The organism is Vibrio sp. V31_P5A7T61, assembly GCF_009904895.1.
In the GTDB taxonomy this organism is placed as follows: domain Bacteria; phylum Pseudomonadota; class Gammaproteobacteria; order Enterobacterales; family Vibrionaceae; genus Vibrio; species Vibrio metschnikovii.
Map to the genome: position 1 here is coordinate 26,298 of NZ_WXWI01000016.1, position 18,158 is coordinate 44,455.

Here is an 18,158-nt window from a genome sequence, read left to right on the forward strand (position 1 = left end):
CTTGCGAACCAATGGGGTAACTATTTTTCGTAACGAATGGTATTAATAAACCAGAGTTTATCACCGGTTGGGGTTTTTACGGTGACTTCTTCATCGACTTGTTTTTTCAACAAGGCGCGCGCCATCGGTGAATCGATAGAAATGTAGTTTTTAGCGTCACCATAAATTTCTTCTGGTCCGACAATGCGTAACGTTTTGCGCTCGCCCGCTTCATTTTCAATCTCAACCCAAGCACCAAAAAACACTTTACCCTCTTGCTGTGGCGAGTAATCAACAATCTTCAGCTCTGGTAATAATTTACGCAAATAGCGCACCCGACGGTCGATCTGACGCAACAAACGCTTATTGAAGGTGTAATCGGCATTTTCAGAGCGGTCGCCTAGGCTGGCCGCCCAAGTGACAATCTTGGTAATTTCCGGGCGTTTTTCATGCCATAGATGATCATGCTCTTGCTTAAGCTTTTCATAACCAGCACGTGTAATCAGTTTCGTTTTCACCTACTACCTCAATCATCGTTACAGACCTTATTATTGGCCAGTATGTTACCTAATTCACTAAACAGGGCATAGCATTCATCGTTTCATCCCCGATTCCAGCTCGATTTCAGGGTCAGTTTTCGGTATGAGCCATGTTAAAAATCGACCTGAACCGCCAACCATCAGCAAAAGACATTGCAGCTAAAAATTGACTACGTACAATCCCTGCATGATTGTTCAAAAGAGAGACCACGGATGAGCCACGCTATCTGCCAACAGATTGCCAACGAGCTGAATGTCAGCCCTACACAAGTTATCGCCGCCGTTAGCTTAATTGATGACGGCAACACAGTGCCATTTATTGCTCGCTACCGCAAAGAGGTAACGGGAGGATTAGATGATACACAACTGCGTCACTTAGATACCCGTTTAAGTTATTTGCGAGAAATGGATGAGCGCCGTCAGACGATTCTTAAATCGATTCAAGAGCAAGGTAAGCTCACTCCAGAGCTCGAACAAGCAATTCTTGCTGCTGACAACAAAACTCGCTTAGAAGATCTCTACCTACCTTATAAGCCGAAACGACGCACCAAAGGTCAAATCGCCATTGAAGCCGGTCTTGAACCGTTAGCGGATCGCTTGTGGTTACAAGGGGATATCGAACCAGAGCAAGCCGCCTTAGCTTATATCGACGTCAATAAAGGCGTTGCCGATAGTAAAGCGGCATTGGATGGCGCACGAGCGATCATCATGGAGCGCATCGCTGAAGATGCCGACCTATTAGCCAAAATACGCCACTATTTAACCCGTCACGCGGAGATTGTTGCTCAAGTCGTGGCAGGTAAAGAGCAAGCGGGTGAAAAGTTTAAAGACTATTTTGATCACCGAGAGCTGATCAGTAAAACACCATCACATCGTGCTTTAGCCATGCTGCGTGGCCGTAACGAAGGCTTCTTAACTCTGAGCTTAAATGCCGACCCTCAGCAAGATGAGAGCCTACGCCACTCGTATTGCGAAACCTTAATCGCCGAGCATTATCAGTTGCATCTCAGTCAAGCTCCCGCAGATCAATGGCGTCAGCAAGTGATCAGTTGGGCGTGGCGAATTAAAGTCTCGATGCACATGGAGACTGAGCTGATGGCCGCGATGAAAGAACGTGCGGAGATTGAGGCTATCGATGTGTTTGCTAATAACCTCAAAGATCTCCTCATGGCAGCGCCAGCTGGCCCTCGTGCAACATTGGGGCTCGATCCGGGGCTGCGGACGGGCTGTAAAGTCGCCGTCGTCGATGCGACCGGAAAAGTACTCGCCACCGACACCATTTATCCACATGTACCACAAAATCAATACGAGCGAGCGATGCAAACCGTCGCAGCATTGGTCAGTAAACATAATGTCGATCTGATTGCCATCGGTAACGGTACCGCCTCACGTGAAACCGATACTTTTGTTGCCGACTTAATTAAACGCGGCAATCTTAAGGTACAAAAAATCATCGTCAGCGAAGCGGGGGCCTCGGTGTATTCTGCCTCTGAACTGGCCGCCAAAGAGTTTCCCAATATGGACGTCTCACTGCGCGGTGCCGTATCCATTGCTCGTCGTTTGCAAGATCCATTGGCAGAATTGGTCAAAATTGATCCTAAATCGATTGGTGTAGGTCAATACCAACACGATGTCAGCCAAACGTTGCTCGCCAAGCGTCTTGATGCGGTGGTCGAAGACTGTGTGAACGCCGTTGGGGTCGATGTCAATACCGCCTCGGCTGCACTCCTGACTCGCGTTGCTGGCTTATCTGCAGCATTAGCACAAAATATTGTTCAATATCGTGATGAGCATGGCCGCTTTGAAGGACGAACCAGCTTGAAAAAAGTACCGCGTCTTGGCCCCAAAGCCTTTGAGCAATGTGCGGGGTTCTTGCGGATTATGGCGGGGAAAAATCCACTCGACGCCTCTGCGGTCCACCCTGAAGCTTATCCGGTGGTCAAAGCGATTGCTGAGAAAAACCAGCAAGATATTAAATCATTGATTGGTAACAGTACCTTTTTGCGCTCGCTACGCGCGGTCGATTATACCGATGAGCATTTTGGCCTACCAACCATTACCGACATCATTAAAGAGCTGGATAAACCGGGACGCGATCCTCGCCCTGAATTCAAAACGGCGACCTTTGCTGATGGAGTCAATGAGATGAAAGATCTCGAAGTGGGGATGATTTTGGAGGGCGTGGTGTCTAACGTAGCAAATTTTGGCGCTTTCGTTGATATTGGTGTGCATCAAGATGGTTTAGTGCACATCTCCGCTCTAACCGACCGTTTCATCGCTGACCCACGCGACGTGGTGAAAGCGGGTGACATCGTCAAGGTCAAAGTCATGGAAGTCGACGTACAACGTAAGCGGATTGCACTATCTATGCGTTTAAACGACGAGCCGGGACAAGAGAGCCGCGGACAACGCCCGTCATCCACCACTCAAGCGCGTCAGCAAACTTCGCCGCCTCCTCGTCGCCGAGATGAACCAGCGCAAAATGGCGCGATGGGCGGTGCCTTTGCGGCCGCCTTTGCTAAAGCGAAAAAATAACGCCAACGCATACCCCAACAACTTGGAGTTACAGGTAGAAGGCAAGTGAGTGACCTATTTGAACAGCCGTAGGCTAGCTTTGAGGGAGAGTCAAGGACAGCGCTCATCATCCCGATGAGCATAAACAGGCGATGTGATTGGGGTGAACGAACGTAGCTAACACCCCTGCAACTTCAAGTAGGAAGGGGATATCAACACATCGTCAATACTCTACTTGGTAAAAACAAATCCCCGCAGCATTGGCTGTGGGGATTTTTTATTCACCTTATCATTCCAGCTTATGCTCAATGATAACTACAGGATCGCTATCACTTCTGATGGCGTATTAGGCGCTACAGAATGACCGTAATGAAATTTAATCACTGTCCGTCGTTTCGCCATTTTGCCTTCAGTTATTGCCGCATCAATGATCCGCTTTGGCAACCGAAAACGCATTGTATAGCCTTTACCTTGCTCCTCACTGTAAGAAGACAGTGCTAATAAATCAAACAACCGATCCAATTCACTGCGTAGTGCTTCACGCTGTCGTCGTTTAGACTCTTGATCACTCTCTTGCTCATAGTTAGGATGCTCTGCAGGATCCCAAGCGGATTGTTTACGCCGCTTGTCCTCTGCTTTGGTTTTACGCTCAGCTTGGCTTTTGGTGAGCTCTACCGGTGCCGTAACAGGCGCACGTATCCGATTATCTCGTGACGCTTGCTCTGTTTGCACGTTCACTGACGGGGCGATAAGTGGCACGCTAACATTAGTCGGTGACACGATCATAACCGAGTCCTCCTCAGTGTCGCACCCCCTTCGATTAAGCTACCGTTAGGGATAACTTATGTATCGACCAATCGTGGCGGTTTTTTAGCGCTTATTCACTAATCGGCAACAAAATTTACTGTTATTTTGCAAAGCTGAGCAATTGCTGACAAAAGGCGTCTTGCTCGGTCATAAAAGGCGCATGCGAAGAGGCTTGGAAAATAGAGGTCTGACTATTGGTTTGCAGTTGATGCACAGCCTCTGCAACACGCAGTGGGACTAATCCATCCAATCGACCATACATACGCAGCACTGGCATGGTTAACTGAGTCAGTTGCTGACGCATATCGGTCTCAGAAAGCAGTTGTAATCCGGTTAATAACGCTTGGTGAGTCGGCATTGGCCGCGCTAATACCGCTTGCTTAAGCGCTTTAATTTCTTGACGCGCACTCGGGCTACCCATGGCTTGTAAAGCAATAAACCGCTCAATCATCAAGGGTAAATCGGTTAACAACTGGTCGGTAAAGGTATCCAATACCTGTGGTTTGATTCCCCGCCATACTGGCGTCTCTTGCTCGCTGGCGGTAAATTTAGGTGACGAAGCAACCGTGACTAACTGGGTAACTCGTTGCGGGTAATGCAGCGCGATATGGGTAGCAATTAATCCCCCTAAAGACCATCCCACCCAGATCGCCTGCGACGGTGCTTGGTCCAATACCACTTGAGCGATCTCGGCTAAACTCGCTGCTGACGATTGAGCGCTATAACCATAACCGGGCAAATCCAGGATATGGACACGAAACTGGGTTTGTAACCGTTGACTGGTTTGCTGCCACACAGCACCATTCATTCCCCATCCGTGAATCAGCACCAGATCAGGCCCTTCGCCTATCACTTGCCAGTACAGCTTTTCGGTCATGTTCACATTTTCTCCTACTAAAACCCGCCTCTTAAGGCGACTATCTTCGCCATACTTTACCTCAATCTCTATCGCATCATCCGAGGTTTATTATGTCAATGTGGCGAGATCGGATATCGACTATCACCCACGCTTGGCTCACGCCAACCTGCAGCTTATGCCATCTGCCTTTAGAGCCTCAAGCGCAGCATGGTACTTGCCACGCCTGCCAAGCTTGGTATGCTCCCAGCCTTCGTTGCCAGCGCTGTGGTTTACCTTGCCTAACCATCACTCCCCAATGTGGTCAATGCTTACGTTCCCCTCCCCCTTGGCAACGGCTGTTTTGCATCGGTGACTACCGATTCCCATTGAGTCACGCCATTCATCAACTTAAATATCAGCGTCAGTTTTGGCAAGCACGTCATTTAGCCGCTCGACTCGCTGAATGCATCACTGAGCCAGCTCCGCTGATCACTTGCGTCCCATTACACTGGCGCAGACAATGGCAAAGAGGGTTTAATCAAAGCGAGCGTCTTGCTCGCCCCCTTGCCAAGCACGTAGGTAGCCAGTTTGACCCGTATCTGTTTACCCGCACTCGCTCCACTCCCGCTCAACAACAATTAACCAAATCACAGCGTGAGAAAAATTTATCTGGTGCATTTCAACGTCTATCGATTCCACACGTTAACCATGTCGCTATCGTCGACGATGTGGTCACTACCGGTAGCACTATCCGACAATTATGTGATTTACTGCTTGAAGTTGGCATCGAAAGGATTGATATTTATTGCTTATGCCGCACTCCTGAGCCGAGCGATGCATTCCAGCCATAATCGAAGTAAAAAAGGGCTGGATCCTCGGCGCGACTGGAGTAGAATGGCTAGCAAATAACCTACAAAATTACTCAGGTATTCGTCGTGTCAACAACTACTATCGTTATTACTGAATCCGCTCAGTCTCATTTTGCCAAACTCTTGGCACAGCAACCCGAAGGAACGAACATTCGTGTGTTTGTGGTTAATCCCGGAACACAAAATGCCGAGTGTGGCGTCTCTTATTGTCCACCAGAAGCGGTAGAAAAAACCGATACGGTGATCCCTTTCACTGATTTTTCTGCGTATGTCGATGAACTCAGCTTACCGTTCCTCGAAAACGCTGAAATTGATTTTGTGACCGATAAAATGGGCTCACAACTTACCCTTAAAGCGCCAAACGCTAAAATGCGCAAAGTAGACGATGATGCCCCATTAATGGCGCGCGTTGAGTATGCGATTCAAACTCAAGTTAACCCTCAACTTGCTGGGCATGGCGGTCACGTGAGCTTAGTGAACATTACCGATGAGGGTGTCGCTTTACTACAATTTGGTGGTGGTTGTAATGGCTGCTCGATGGTCGATGTCACTCTAAAAGAAGGCATTGAGAAAGAACTATTGGCCCAATTTGCTGGCGAGCTAACTGCGGTACGTGATGCAACGGAACATGATCGCGGCGACCACTCTTACTACTAAATCAAAGACAAACAGCGCAGGCGTGACTTACGCTGTTTGTGTATTCCCCCTTCTCGCGGGTTGAACGTTCAGCACGATTGATGGCGTCAATATGATCCGTACGGCCAATACAGCAAGTAAAAGGGAGATATTTCCACCTATCTCATTTTCTTATATAGTAAGAATAGTTTGCCTGCCAAGGAGTTAGTGGATGTCCTCGAAAACAGCACCAGAAATTTTAGCGCAACGCGCCGTCGCCCAATCTAAACTGTTTACGATTGAAGCTCTCGACCTCCGCTTCTCGAATGGCGAACAGCGTACCTATGAGCGTATGAAGCCCAGTGGACGTCATGCCGTCATGATGGTACCGATCACCGCTCAAGGCGATTTGTTGCTGGTTCGGGAATACGCAGCAGGCACAGAGCGCTATGAACTCGGCTTTCCCAAAGGTTTGATCGATGCTGGAGAATCCGCAGAACAAGCTGCTGTTCGCGAATTAAAAGAAGAGATTGGTATGGGAGCCGATCGTTTAATACCGCTTAAAGAAGTGGTGCTTGCCCCCTCCTACTTCTCCAGTCGAATGACACTTTTTATTGCACAAGACCTATACTCAGATCAGTTAATTGGTGATGAACCGGAGCCACTCGAAGTCATACGCTGGCCTTTAGCACAAGCCGAAGAGTTATTAACCCATCTTGATTTTAGTGAAGCTCGCAGTATTACCGCTTTATTGCTGGCTCTTCGTCACTTGTCTATTGCCGCAAACGAATAGGAAGTATCATGCCCACAGCCAAAGATCTCTCTCATCTTTTACCTGATGTTATCAGTATTGCCCGCTCTGCAGGCCAACTGATTCTTGATATATACGAGAATAAATCTTACGAATCGTTTGTAAAAAGTGATGAAACGCCAGTCACCAGCGCCGATCTCGCCGCCCACAAATTAGTCACTGAACGGTTAATGGAACTCACTCCAGACATTCCGGTTCTTTCTGAAGAAGCCGCGAATATTGGTTTAGAAACCCGTGAAACGTGGCAGCGCTACTGGCTGGTTGACCCTCTCGATGGTACCCAAGAGTTTATTGCGCGTAGCGGAGACTTCGCGACTGTGATTGCCTTAGTGGAACATAACCGACCAGTGATGGGGGTGGTGTATGGACCCGTTTCTGGCGTCACTTATTATGCTTATCAGGGCAAAGGGGCATGGAAAATTCCCGATATGTCAGAAAGTCTGCGTATTTATAGTCATAAGCATGAGTTAGCCGGTCAATCAATCGCTATCGCCATCAGTCGCCGACAAGACATTAATCGCATCACTCAGCGTTTAAGCCATCAATGGAATTACGATTTAATCCCGCTTGGTTCAGCGGCGCTCAAAGCGTGTTTAGTCGCTGAAGGTGCGGTTGATTGTTATCTACGCCTAGGACCAACCGGAGAATGGGATACCGCCGCAACACAATGCATTGTCGAAGAGGCCGGTGGGCGGATCTTAAATACTCAACTCGATCCCCTGTCGTACAATGAACGAGATACCCTAGAGAATCCGAATTTCATCGTGTTAGGCGATGCCGATTTGCCTTGGGATGAAATATTAAAGATAAAAGATTAGCAACGTGCAGGGCATCCCCTGCACGTCCGTCTGAAGCCTGACTACATCATATGCAAATCGGCGTTAAAGACGCCCTTGTTGACTAAACGAGTAACGACCTTGGCTATCTGGACTGGGTAAATAATCTAACTGCTGAGCCAGCGATGCTGGAAATTGTGCGCCCGGCTTAAACCAAGCTTGAGCTGCAAAGCTTCGATCTGCTTGAAGCCGTAACGAAAACTCACTGCTTACTTGCTCCGTCTGTTGACCGCCCGTTATTTCAAACACACTCTGCTGACAAGTAAAATCAGCAACCACCGCTCCTAACGCTAGCTCACCAAGTGGTGAACCAACTTGACCTTGATCCCAAGTCATCACGCCTTGCGCTGTGTCACACCAAGGAGCACGGTAGTGATAATCACGTAAAGTCAGCTCCACTTGTCCTTCAAGGGTCAGAGGAATAGGTAAGGTTAAATAAGGTTGTAGCTGCTTGGCCGGTAAGGAGATCACCAGATGTTCAGCAAAAGGACCCGACCAACCATAACCAACCACACCACGTCCTTGCCACTGTACATCACTACCCCGTCCAAAACGCACCGCTAGCCGTGCTTGGGCTTTTAACAGCGCCGACCATTGCCACTGCCATTGAACCGCCCCCGCATTCTGTTGTTGCCAACGAACTTGACTCGCGCTGCCATTCCAAATAGTCCCTTTAACACCTTGCAAAGCTAAACCTGAAGGTAATGGAAGGTGCTTAATCACGACATGAGCGGGAAGGTGAAGCAGCGCACTAACGAAAGCGACCGAGATAAATAGACTCAAATAGCCAATAATACGCTTCATGTTATCCGACCCGCTTAAACTGTAGACGTCTGACTTCTACCATGCCCGAAACTTTACCGCGTTCGAGATCCATAAACTCAACCTCAATCCCTTGTCGCTCTTTTAAATGAGCCAACCAAGCAACCAACTGGGTAAATGGTACTGGTTGAATCCATACTTGCATACGGTCGCCACGCGGCTGCACTCTGACTAACTCAATATTGAATTGCCCGGTCGATGCGGCGATCACTTGGTTTAACGGTTGAGCAGAGCGCACCACACCACCTTGCTGACGTAGAGCGCTAATTTGATCGGCCGTATTTTCAACCCATTGTAATAATTGGCGTTCACTTTGAATGCGAGTTTTTGCTTCCTGACTACGTTGATTGAGCGGTGCAATTGCCCCCCAATAGACGAACCCGAGCACCAAACAGAGCACCGCGACCGATAATAAGCGTTGCTCTCGCTGACTAATACTTTGCCACCATAGATAAAGTGGAGTTAATTTGTCTTTCATTACTCACTCCCTTCCTTAGGTTTCAACACAAACGAGCCCGATACCCGTTGCTCATTACGGCTGAGCTGTCCTTGCTCGACCGAAAAGTACTCCGCTAACTTGACTCTCGCTTGTTCAAACGATTGAAAATCACTACTAGTGACATCAAGACGCACTTCACTGCGATTGCCGTCAAAACGTAAACTTTGCACTTGCATATCAGTCACACTGCCAATCGTCTCTGGTAATCGACTGAACCAACTTAGGACATCTTCACCTAGCGCTGAACCAGAGAGCGCCGTTAACTCATCCGTCATCTGTCGTCTCAAATAACTGACGGTTGGAATGCGCTGCTTATCAGGAAAAATCTCTCTAAAAATACGTTCACTTTCATCACGATAGCTTTGCGCGAGCTGCGTATCTTTATGAACTTGTAAACCATAACTGGTCATCAATACCACCAGCAAAAACAGACCAGCGATAACGGCCTTACGCCAAATCAACCAATATTTATTCCAAGAGGATTTGGGCTTAAAAGGCCCAGTCAGTAGATTTATTTTATGAGTAAGTACTTGCTCAGTAAGCAGTACTAATAACGATGGACAAGCCATCGACTGCCACGATTGTTGCTCACTCAAGGAAAGTTCAGGTAAAGGAGTATAAGCCGTAAGAGGTAAATGCTCGGTCTGATTCTTAACCCAGTCCGACGCACAAAACCACGTTAACCAGTCCTTATCAACCGATAATCCGCTATATTCGCCTTTACGTACCAGCCATTGCTCACCCATTTGACCAGCGCTTAATCCCTCCTCATGCAGCGGCAAAGCCAACACATCGGGGACCACTCGCTTAACGTCTAGTCCTAACGTTTGTAACTGCTCCAGCATGGTCTGTAACCATGCACGATCAACGCCAGCAACAAAGGCTTGATCGCCTTGTTTACCTAATACGCTAAAATGCAGTTCATCAACATCTTGCGCGATCTCTTCTTCTAAAAGATAGGGAAGCATGGCGGCAAACTGCCGACTGCCTCCTGCAGGGATCGTGACTTGAGTTAACAGTAAGTCGCTGGTTGATAGCAAAACTATCGTTGAACGCTGAACCGCGTGTGGGGTCAGTTGTTCGAGTTGTTGTCCATTGCTTAGTTCACCACTGGCGATCACTTGTTGCTGAGTCGATGACCAAACTAACCAAGGGATAACTGCATTTTGTTGACTACTCAGCCGAACGATCAAGCTTTCGCTCACTGACTCCTCCATAGCGACGGCTAACTACCGTAGCATCCTTTTTATTACTACTGTAAAACAGACTACGAACACGTACTCGGGACGTATCCACCATCACCTGTGCATCCAATTCAAAATAGTGACTATCGACACTTAAATACGCCCGAGCCTCTTCACGACGCGCATTATCGACGGCCGCGATCGCTGGCTCGGCGAGAAAACTCGCCACGCTATCCCAACCATCAAAGGGGCGAGATTCTAACACAGACTTAGCGTTGGCCTCATTTAAATACGGGCTAAACATGGCCACCAATAATGGCGCTTTTTCTGGTGGTAAGGTATTGATATTTAAACGCCAATCTTGAGTCGGTAGTGCACAGACATACGATGACAACTGATGCATTGCTTCGCCACTCACTTGATACACTGCCCGCAATTCACTGGCATCGGCCAATAAACCATTTGGCGGTAAATACGCTGGTGTCATCGATTCATACAAGCTATCTTCTGCACCATTGGAACGATTAACCCGATCATCGGCATCAATAAAATCCCATGTCGCATCAGCAATCGTTTCGGCTTGAAAATTATCAATCTCTACTTCATCCAACAACGCGCGCCATACTCGATAGAGATAAGGTGGCGTTGGTTCGTTGCTGGGCAGCAAACCAGCAAATGCATTAAGATTAAAACAAGCTTGGGCATCAACTAAACTACCCGTTACCACGCCATAATCTAGCGGATAAGTTTGATGTTGTTGAGACCAAGGCTGATTCAAACTGATCACATCACTGTCTTGATAACTCTGTTCAATCGCCGCTTTGGCTAACGCCTCCACCCCCAATGTATACCAATACGCTTGCTGATAGCCCAGTTGGTGATTAGCACGTTGAAACTGACTAAACATACGCTGCGACATCGTCGCAGCAATCGAAACCATCACCGCCAGCAGCAGCAGCACAACGATTAACGCGACACCGCGCTGGGCATTAGGACGCACCATCGGCTTCTCCTAATGAAGCGCCAGTTAATAAATAGACTCGCTCAATCTCACCATAATCTTTCAGTATTAAGCGCACGCTCACCGCTTCGGGCAACCGACGCTCCGATTCCCATTGCTCTGACCACTCTCCCCGTTGATAAAAGCGCATCGACCAGCTCTCAACCTCGCTCAACACAGGCGCAATGACTGGCTCTTGTGCAACGGGGGTATCAGGATAACGCCACCAGACTCTTTCTAGGACATGATCTTTTAACCGATAACCGACTTTAAGTACTTCACCACGCGGAAACTGTTGCTGGGGGTTATGCCAACCTAAGCGGGTAAATAACACGCCTTTTTCATCTGAATCGAGCAAATAATCTCGCCACTGGACAAGGAGTCCGGTCGGAGCTTCACCATTAGTACGAAAAGCGCGTGCCGCCATTTGTCGAAAGTCGGCGTCCATCATCACCATCGCGCGCTGTAGCTCACTCAATCGGGCTTCTCGTTGCGCAGAAACTTGATTACTCAGTTGTACCTGATAAAGCACCTGATAAGCTGCAATACTTAAACTGGCAAAAATCGCTATCGCTACCAAGACTTCGATTAAGGTAAATCCGCGTGCTTTATTTGCTGACATAACTTCTGACCGTGACCAAAGGTTGGCCTTTTTCTGTGCTGGCAACACTGACATCAAAGGCGGATAACACTGGCGCCGTGGTCGCAATCGGCGCAACGCGCCAGTACCAAGTGCGACCAGCAAGTTCCTCTTTGCCTTCTTTTGCCGCGAGTGAAGCAGGAGTTAACATGACCTTGGCCATCTGATTATCGGCTACCATTGCCGCGAACATTTTATCTTCCAGATAACCAATCGTATTGACGTGCTGAGTCACCGCTCGAATCACACTGATCGCCGCGGTAGCAAAAATCGCTAACGCGACCAAGACTTCCAACAGCGTAAAACCGCGCTTCCTTTTACTCATCACTCTCTCCTGGTGCGAATAGGCGAATATGCCCATTATCTTCGACCACGACTTGCCAAGCTTGTTCGACGCTCTCCTGATGAGGGTAAAGCAATAAACGAAACGGGGTGATTTCACCACTAGAGAGAATAAATACTTGTGGCGCAGGTTCGCTTTGCTGTTCTTTGTATTCAGCAAACCTCTCCTCATCAAACAAAGATCCTGGGGTGAAGAGTCGGTTTTTATCCTGCCAAACGCCGCTACCGAGAACAAAATCGAGATTGAGTGAATCGGCTAAGCTGAGTTGAGCAGCAAAACCAATTTTATCGATCTTTTGCCAGCCTTTCTCGGTCAGCTGTACAAAGGTAAAACGTTTATTGGGCTCATCAATCCGTAAGCCAAAATCAAAACCACTGAGCAGTGCCTCTTCATTGAGTAACTGTAAACGCTGAAACAAGCTCTGCGCAGCCACATCAGCTTGATCATTTTGTCGAGCTGGCAACGTGGCGATCACCGCTACCGCACTGATCGAAATCAGTACCAATACGAGCATGATTTCAAGTAGCGTAAAGCCTCGGGTAAATTTCATTACTGATGACTGCTCAATGGGTTATCGGTAAGCAACAGGAATGTCACGGGATTTATTGAAAATCCTGCAAATTCCAGTTACCAATCACGGCGTTCGAACCTTCGCCACCTTCTTGACCATCCGCCCCTAAAGTAAAGACATCAATCCGACCATGATCGCCAGGGCTTAAATATTGATAATCATTGCCCCAAGGATCTTTCGGTAGACGACGAATGTATCCACCGTCACGATAATTACGCGGTTCAGGGTTTGATGGCTTGGTCACCAACGCCTCTAAGCCTTGATCCGTCGTTGGGTAAACATTGTTATCCAAGCGATACATATCCAAGGCATTTTCTAAGGCAACAATATCGGTAATGGCTTTTTGTTGATCAGCTTTCTCTTTGTTACCTAATAAGTTAGGCACAACGAAACTGGCTAAAATTCCTAAAATTACCACCACCACCATCACTTCCAGTAAGGTAAAACCTGACTGTTTACTTGCTCTTCTATTCATAGTTACTCCATTTCGATCCAAGCATCGTACACCGATTAACGGCTCATTAAATTATTCATTTCTAAAATCGGCATCAAGGTTGCCATGACAATAAACAGTACCAATCCAGCCATTAACGCAATTAACGCAGGGGTAAAAATCCCCAGTGCGATATTCACCGTCGATTCAAAGTTGGCATCCTGATTATCGGCAGCACGGGTCAACATACTCTCTAATTCACCACTTTGTTCACCACTGGCAATCATGTGCAACATCATGGGCGGGAACAACTTGGTTTGAGATAAGGCTTTACGCAAGCTAGAGCCTTCACGTACGTTATCGGCCGCCAGTAAGACTTGCTGCTTAACGTATTGATTGGTCATCACATCAACCGCTACTCGCATACCATCGAGGATCGGAATCGCACTGGAAGTACAAATCGATAGCGTGCGCGCAAAACGCGACGTGTTCAATCCTTTGGCAATTTTGCCGATCATCGGCATAAACAGCAGCTTTTTATGCCAGTACAAACGAACGTTAGGTTTACGCAGTAACCATTTGATAAAGTAAATACTCACTAACACACTTGCTAGCAAGGTTAATCCCCACTGCTGAACAAAATCACTTGAAGAGAGCAAAAATTGGGTCGATGCAGGCAGCGCCTGTCCCATCTGTACAAATTGACCGACAATTTTCGGCACCACCGCAGCAAGTAGAAAAGCCACGATTCCAACAGCAAACACTACTAAGACAATCGGATACAACAAGGCTTGCATCAATTTAGATCGCATCTTTTGCCGATTTTCAGCGTAATCCGCTAACCGCTCTAAAATCGCATCCAAATGCCCCGATTTTTCACCCGCAGCGACCATTGAGCGAAACAGATCATCAAAGATATGTGGGTAGTCGGCCAAGCTATCGGCTAACGTATAGCCTTCGGTGACTTTAGCCCGCACTGCAGCCAGCATATTACGGATCCGTGGTTTTTCCGATTGTTCAGACACGGCGCGTAAGCACTCTTCTAACGGCATCCCTGACTGAACCAACGTCGACAGCTGACGAGTCAATAAAGCCAGATCGGGTGTACTAATGCCGCGAGGTTTGACCCAACTGCTTTGTTGAGCTTTAGCTGCTTTGGCTTGCGTCTCCACCACTTCAATCGGCAGCAAACCTTGCTCTTTTAAACGTTGACGGACTTGACGAGCATTATCACCTTCGAGAATGCCTTTTTTTTGCCGGCCTTTGGCATCTAATGCTCGATATTCAAACGCTGCCATTTACGACTCCTTGGTCACGCGCAACACCTCTTCAAGTGAAGTGATCCCTTGGCGGACTTTATCCAAACCATCATCGCGAATGCTTGGCGTTTGTTCACGAATCGCTTGTTCTATCGCTTGCTCCCCCGCTTCGCGATGGATCAGCGCTTGAACCTTATCATCCACTAACATCAGTTCATGAATCCCCGTTCGCCCACGGTACCCCTTAAAATTACATTTCTCACAACCTGCGGCGCGATAAAGGGTTAATGGCTCTTTTTTACTGACCGAAAACAGCTTACGCTGCTCTTTATCCGCCTCGTATGGCTGCTTACAATCTGGGCATAAAGTACGTACCAAACGCTGTGCCAGCACGCCCAACAACGAAGAGGAAATTAAAAAAGGTTCGATACCCATGTCACGTAAACGAGTAATCGCACCAATTGCGGTATTGGTATGCAACGTCGACATCACTAAGTGACCGGTCAAAGAAGCTTGCACCGCTATTTGCGCCGTTTCTAAATCACGAATTTCTCCGACCATCACCACATCCGGATCTTGACGTAAAATCGCCCGCAGACCACGAGCAAAGGTCATATCGACTTTGGGGTTAACTTGCGTCTGGCCAATACCGTCAATATCAAACTCTATCGGGTCTTCTACCGTGAGGATATTCCGTTCACTGCTATTCAGTTCTTGCAGTCCGGCATATAACGTAGTCGATTTTCCCGACCCCGTCGGTCCAGTGACCAATAAAATACCGTGTGGCCGAGCAATTAACTGGCGGAAATTATCGTGGTTGGCTTTGGTCATGCCTAAGCTGTATAAATCTAACCGTGTAGCATTTTTATCCAACAAACGCATCACGACTCGCTCACCATGTGAAGAAGGCATAGTAGAAACACGCACGTCGACTGCCCGCCCGCCGATACGCAGAGAAATCCGCCCATCTTGAGGAACGCGTTTCTCGGCAATATCCAGTTTAGCCATCACCTTTACCCGTGAAATAAGCAGGGGCGATAATTTACGGCTCGGTGATAGCACTTCACGCAGCACCCCGTCGACTCTGAAGCGAATCGACAGTACTTTCTCAAAGGTTTCAATATGAATATCCGATGCGCCTTCTTTGATCGCCTCACCCAACATGGCATTGATCAATTTAATGATCGGCGCATCGTCTTCGGACTCGAGTAAATCTTCACTTTGCGGCAGCTCTTCGGCGAGAGAAAAGAAATCATCGCTATCGGCACCAATGTCTTCCATTAACTGACGCGCTTCGGATGAGTCTCGTTGGTAAACCTGGGTGATTTTGGCTTCAAATGCCTCAGCGCTGATCTCACTCAACGCAAACGGCTGTTTGATTACGCGTTTAATTTCAACCAGAGCAGGGATCGACAATGGCGCAACGCAATACACCGTGGCATGGTGTTGCGCTTCATCCCACTCTAAAACCAACTTATGGCGCTGAGCAAAACTGAACGGTAAGCGACGAATCCGCTGCCCCCCCTGCGTATCAATCACATCCACACTCATTAGTTATTATCCATTTGATCAAGAAAAGCTTGCAATTCAGCTGGATGACGACGTGATTCACCATATTTCGGTAATACAGGAATATTGCTATTATCCATTAACTTGAGTCCCTGATCGGCTTTAAATAGCTGCTCAGCTCGAATATAGTTGTACTTGCGCTGAGTGATACCGTCTGCAGTCATACCATCACGAATGATGGTTGGCTTAATAAACACCATCAGGTTTTTCTTTTCTACCGTGGTATTGGTTGAGCGGAATAGATAACCTAACAATGGAATGTCACCAAGAATCGGTACCTTAGATTCACTCTCTGCGGTGCGCTCATCGATCAACCCGCCAAGCACCAGCATTTGTCCATCTTGCACCATCACCGTGGTATTCAACTGACGCTTAGCAAAACGCACATCGACCGCGCCCTGAGCACCAAGCACGTTGGAAACTTCTTGTTCAATCGAGAGCTGAACGGAATCACCTTCGTTAATTTGTGGCACGACTTTCAGTTTGATGCCGACTTCTTTGCGCTCTACGGTTTGGAATGGATTATCGTTATTCGAACCAGCGGTTGAACCGGTTAATACTGGCACTTCTTCACCAACAATAAACGAGGCTTCACCGTTATCCATTACCGTAATGCTCGGTGATGATAAGATATTGGTGCTGGAGGTGCTCGATACCGCGCTGATCAGCGCCGTCCAGTCACCCATCATTACTCCAAGAGCGGCACCATTGACTCCTGATAAAGCCGAAGCAAGTGTTGAGTAGTCACCTTTTTTTGTGGTTGTCTCATTTCTTAAAAAATTACCATCTCGATCATAAACCGCTCTCGATTCAGTAGTATCTTTCGCTTGCTCTAATCCAACCATAACCTGGCCCACTTGCGCACCACTATTGCCGTATTGAATTACCGCGCCATCTTTTAATGAGCCCCATTGTACGCCGAGATTAATCCCATCACCTTCGGCCATTTCAACAATCAAAGCTTCGATCAGCACTTGAGCGCGGCGAATATCCAGTTGAGAAATCACGTCCAGCAAAGAGTTCATGATATCTTGCGGCGCAGTGATCACCAGCGAGTTGGTATCGGTATGCGCGGAAATCATCACGCTGCTACGTGATGAACTTGCACTACGCTGGCCACCTTGTTTTTCGGCCTGGAGATTTTCAGACACATCTTTCAAAACGGTAACTAAATCAGCGGCTTTAGCGTATTTCAGATAGACCACGCGGTTATTACCTCGCGTAGCCATTTCAACATCTAACTGATTAATCAAACGTTTAATCCGCTCACGCACTTTCGGATCACCCGAAATCAAAATCGAATTGGTACGATCATCGGCAACAAATTTAGGTTGTAAAAACTCAGGTGCATTTTGAGTATTGTTAGCACGGCTCAGCGCTTCGACGATCCGCACCATTTCAGAAGCAGAAGCATTGCGCAGCTCGACCACTTCAATGTCAGTATCGCCAGCCTGATCAACGCGATGAATAATATTGGCTAAGCGATTGACCACCGCAGCATGGCCCGTAATCAAAATGATATTCGCCGGATCATAGTGCACTACGTTGCCCGCGCCCGCGTTATCAATCAACTGACGCAATAGCGGAGATAGCTCACGAACAGAAACATTCTTCACGGTCACTACTTGAGTGACGACACTGTCACCAAAAGCGCGATCATCATTGCCCAGTACCGGAATAGCCGAGGTTTTAGCATCTTTAGAGCGAATCACCTTCAGTACACCATTATCCATCTCCACCACGGCAAATCCATACACTTCAAGGACATTCAAAAAGAAGCTGTAGTACTGCTCTTCATTGAGGGTGTCGTAGCTGCGTACATCAATTTTTCCGCGTACCGAAGGATCGACGATGATGGTTTTTTCAAGATTTCGTCCAACGATAGTAATAAACTCTTGAATATCAGTGCCTTTGAAACTGACACTGAAGGTTTGATTCGCCTGTGCTAATGGCGCTGCAATTAGGCTTGCCACTAAAAGCCAGCTACTTTTCTTAAGCCAATGCTTCACACAATACTCCCTTAATGATTA

19 protein-coding genes are annotated in these 18,158 nt (G+C 47.7%); 5 read left to right on the forward strand and 14 right to left on the reverse strand.

The window, feature by feature from the left end:
* Nucleotides 1–20 precede the first annotated feature (20 nt).
* Entirely contained in the window at nt 21–497 is a 477-nt protein-coding gene (gene greB, locus CAG58_RS02235; protein WP_154169919.1) for a transcription elongation factor GreB, read from the reverse strand.
* Between the two features lie 234 nt (nt 498–731).
* Here greB and CAG58_RS02240 point away from each other — a divergent pair, with 234 nt between their 5' ends.
* Nucleotides 732–3,053: a Tex family protein gene (locus tag CAG58_RS02240; protein WP_161425421.1), complete on the forward strand. Its 2,322-nt coding sequence runs from the start codon at nt 732–734 to the stop codon at nt 3,051–3,053.
* 294 nt (nt 3,054–3,347) lie between these two features.
* On the opposite strand, the gene CAG58_RS02245 is transcribed toward CAG58_RS02240, so the two are convergent.
* Together CAG58_RS02245 and bioH are read right to left on the reverse strand one after the other, a co-directional pair.
* Complete coding sequence (locus CAG58_RS02245; protein WP_154169913.1) at nt 3,348–3,818, reverse strand: ATP-dependent Lon protease; 471 nt, start codon at nt 3,816–3,818, stop codon at nt 3,348–3,350.
* Between the two features lie 121 nt (nt 3,819–3,939).
* Nucleotides 3,940–4,716, reverse strand: coding sequence for a pimeloyl-ACP methyl ester esterase BioH (gene bioH, locus CAG58_RS02250; protein WP_154169911.1), 777 nt, complete (start codon nt 4,714–4,716; stop codon nt 3,940–3,942).
* 92 nt (nt 4,717–4,808) lie between these two features.
* Here bioH and CAG58_RS02255 point away from each other — a divergent pair, with 92 nt between their 5' ends.
* The 4 genes from CAG58_RS02255 to cysQ all read left to right on the forward strand — a co-directional run bounded on the left by CAG58_RS02255 (nt 4,809) and on the right by cysQ (nt 7,790).
* Complete coding sequence (locus tag CAG58_RS02255; RefSeq protein ID WP_161425422.1) at nt 4,809–5,528, forward strand: ComF family protein; 720 nt, start codon at nt 4,809–4,811, stop codon at nt 5,526–5,528.
* 84 nt (nt 5,529–5,612) lie between these two features.
* Nucleotides 5,613–6,203 (forward strand): Fe-S biogenesis protein NfuA, encoded by a 591-nt coding sequence (gene nfuA, locus CAG58_RS02260; protein WP_050782704.1) that lies wholly within the window; start codon nt 5,613–5,615, stop codon nt 6,201–6,203.
* A 190-nt stretch (nt 6,204–6,393) separates the two neighbouring features.
* Entirely contained in the window at nt 6,394–6,954 is a 561-nt protein-coding gene (nudE, locus tag CAG58_RS02265) for an ADP compounds hydrolase NudE (protein ID WP_154169909.1), read from the forward strand.
* Between the two features lie 8 nt (nt 6,955–6,962).
* Entirely contained in the window at nt 6,963–7,790 is an 828-nt protein-coding gene (gene cysQ, locus CAG58_RS02270; protein ID WP_004394385.1) for a 3'(2'),5'-bisphosphate nucleotidase CysQ, read from the forward strand.
* A 63-nt stretch (nt 7,791–7,853) separates the two neighbouring features.
* Here cysQ and CAG58_RS02275 read toward each other — a convergent pair whose 3' ends face one another.
* Genes CAG58_RS02275 through gspD form a run of 11 tightly spaced genes read right to left on the reverse strand, consistent with a single transcriptional unit; the run spans nt 7,854 to nt 18,137 of the window.
* Nucleotides 7,854–8,612 (reverse strand): type II secretion system protein N, encoded by a 759-nt coding sequence (locus tag CAG58_RS02275; protein ID WP_161425423.1) that lies wholly within the window; start codon nt 8,610–8,612, stop codon nt 7,854–7,856.
* Nucleotide 8,613: 1 nt separating this feature from the next.
* Nucleotides 8,614–9,108 carry a type II secretion system protein M gene (locus CAG58_RS02280; protein ID WP_040903895.1) on the reverse strand — a complete coding sequence of 165 codons (495 nt, stop codon included), beginning with the start codon at nt 9,106–9,108 and terminating at the stop codon, nt 8,614–8,616.
* Nucleotides 9,108–10,334 carry a type II secretion system protein GspL gene (gene gspL, locus CAG58_RS02285; RefSeq protein WP_161425424.1) on the reverse strand — a complete coding sequence of 409 codons (1,227 nt, stop codon included), beginning with the start codon at nt 10,332–10,334 and terminating at the stop codon, nt 9,108–9,110. Before gspL ends, CAG58_RS02280 begins: the two co-directional genes overlap by 1 nt.
* Nucleotides 10,303–11,316 (reverse strand): type II secretion system minor pseudopilin GspK, encoded by a 1,014-nt coding sequence (gspK, locus tag CAG58_RS02290; RefSeq protein ID WP_154169903.1) that lies wholly within the window; start codon nt 11,314–11,316, stop codon nt 10,303–10,305. The genes gspL and gspK overlap by 32 nt, the downstream gene beginning before the upstream one ends.
* On the reverse strand, nt 11,303–11,935 hold the full coding sequence (gene gspJ, locus CAG58_RS02295) for a type II secretion system minor pseudopilin GspJ (RefSeq protein ID WP_154169901.1): 633 nt from the start codon (nt 11,933–11,935) through the stop codon (nt 11,303–11,305). Before gspJ ends, gspK begins: the two co-directional genes overlap by 14 nt.
* Nucleotides 11,922–12,278, reverse strand: a complete 357-nt coding sequence (gene gspI / locus CAG58_RS02300) for a type II secretion system minor pseudopilin GspI (RefSeq protein WP_154169899.1) — start codon at nt 12,276–12,278, stop codon at nt 11,922–11,924. The genes gspJ and gspI overlap by 14 nt, the downstream gene beginning before the upstream one ends.
* Nucleotides 12,271–12,846 (reverse strand): type II secretion system minor pseudopilin GspH, encoded by a 576-nt coding sequence (gene gspH / locus CAG58_RS02305; protein ID WP_161425426.1) that lies wholly within the window; start codon nt 12,844–12,846, stop codon nt 12,271–12,273. Before gspH ends, gspI begins: the two co-directional genes overlap by 8 nt.
* Nucleotides 12,847–12,898: 52 nt before the next feature.
* Nucleotides 12,899–13,342 carry a type II secretion system major pseudopilin GspG gene (gspG, locus tag CAG58_RS02310; RefSeq protein ID WP_040903885.1) on the reverse strand — a complete coding sequence of 148 codons (444 nt, stop codon included), beginning with the start codon at nt 13,340–13,342 and terminating at the stop codon, nt 12,899–12,901.
* A 35-nt stretch (nt 13,343–13,377) separates the two neighbouring features.
* Nucleotides 13,378–14,598 carry a type II secretion system inner membrane protein GspF gene (gene gspF / locus CAG58_RS02315; RefSeq protein ID WP_004394379.1) on the reverse strand — a complete coding sequence of 407 codons (1,221 nt, stop codon included), beginning with the start codon at nt 14,596–14,598 and terminating at the stop codon, nt 13,378–13,380.
* Nucleotides 14,599–16,110, reverse strand: coding sequence for a type II secretion system ATPase GspE (gene gspE / locus CAG58_RS02320; protein WP_161425427.1), 1,512 nt, complete (start codon nt 16,108–16,110; stop codon nt 14,599–14,601). It abuts the gene before it with no gap.
* Nucleotides 16,110–18,137 carry a type II secretion system secretin GspD gene (gspD, locus tag CAG58_RS02325; protein ID WP_161425428.1) on the reverse strand — a complete coding sequence of 676 codons (2,028 nt, stop codon included), beginning with the start codon at nt 18,135–18,137 and terminating at the stop codon, nt 16,110–16,112. Before gspD ends, gspE begins: the two co-directional genes overlap by 1 nt.
* Between the last annotated feature and the right edge of the window lie 21 nt (nt 18,138–18,158).

What these genes read in the sequence shown, in the direction of transcription:
- CAG58_RS02240 (WP_161425421.1), top strand. Translation starts at nt 732, where the DNA reads ATGAGCCACGCTATCTGCCAACAGATTGCCAACGAGCTGAATGTCAGC.
- CAG58_RS02245 (WP_154169913.1), bottom strand. Translation starts at nt 3,818, where the DNA reads ATGATCGTGTCACCGACTAATGTTAGCGTGCCACTTATCGCCCCGTCA.
- bioH (WP_154169911.1), bottom strand. Translation starts at nt 4,716, where the DNA reads ATGACCGAAAAGCTGTACTGGCAAGTGATAGGCGAAGGGCCTGATCTG.
- CAG58_RS02255 (WP_161425422.1), top strand. Translation starts at nt 4,809, where the DNA reads ATGTCAATGTGGCGAGATCGGATATCGACTATCACCCACGCTTGGCTC.
- nudE (WP_154169909.1), top strand. Translation starts at nt 6,394, where the DNA reads ATGTCCTCGAAAACAGCACCAGAAATTTTAGCGCAACGCGCCGTCGCC.
- cysQ (WP_004394385.1), top strand. Translation starts at nt 6,963, where the DNA reads ATGCCCACAGCCAAAGATCTCTCTCATCTTTTACCTGATGTTATCAGT.
- CAG58_RS02275 (WP_161425423.1), bottom strand. Translation starts at nt 8,612, where the DNA reads ATGAAGCGTATTATTGGCTATTTGAGTCTATTTATCTCGGTCGCTTTC.
- CAG58_RS02280 (WP_040903895.1), bottom strand. Translation starts at nt 9,108, where the DNA reads ATGAAAGACAAATTAACTCCACTTTATCTATGGTGGCAAAGTATTAGT.
- gspK (WP_154169903.1), bottom strand. Translation starts at nt 11,316, where the DNA reads ATGGTGCGTCCTAATGCCCAGCGCGGTGTCGCGTTAATCGTTGTGCTG.
- gspJ (WP_154169901.1), bottom strand. Translation starts at nt 11,935, where the DNA reads ATGTCAGCAAATAAAGCACGCGGATTTACCTTAATCGAAGTCTTGGTA.
- gspI (WP_154169899.1), bottom strand. Translation starts at nt 12,278, where the DNA reads ATGAGTAAAAGGAAGCGCGGTTTTACGCTGTTGGAAGTCTTGGTCGCG.
- gspH (WP_161425426.1), bottom strand. Translation starts at nt 12,846, where the DNA reads ATGAAATTTACCCGAGGCTTTACGCTACTTGAAATCATGCTCGTATTG.
- gspG (WP_040903885.1), bottom strand. Translation starts at nt 13,342, where the DNA reads ATGAATAGAAGAGCAAGTAAACAGTCAGGTTTTACCTTACTGGAAGTG.
- gspF (WP_004394379.1), bottom strand. Translation starts at nt 14,598, where the DNA reads ATGGCAGCGTTTGAATATCGAGCATTAGATGCCAAAGGCCGGCAAAAA.
- gspE (WP_161425427.1), bottom strand. Translation starts at nt 16,110, where the DNA reads ATGAGTGTGGATGTGATTGATACGCAGGGGGGGCAGCGGATTCGTCGC.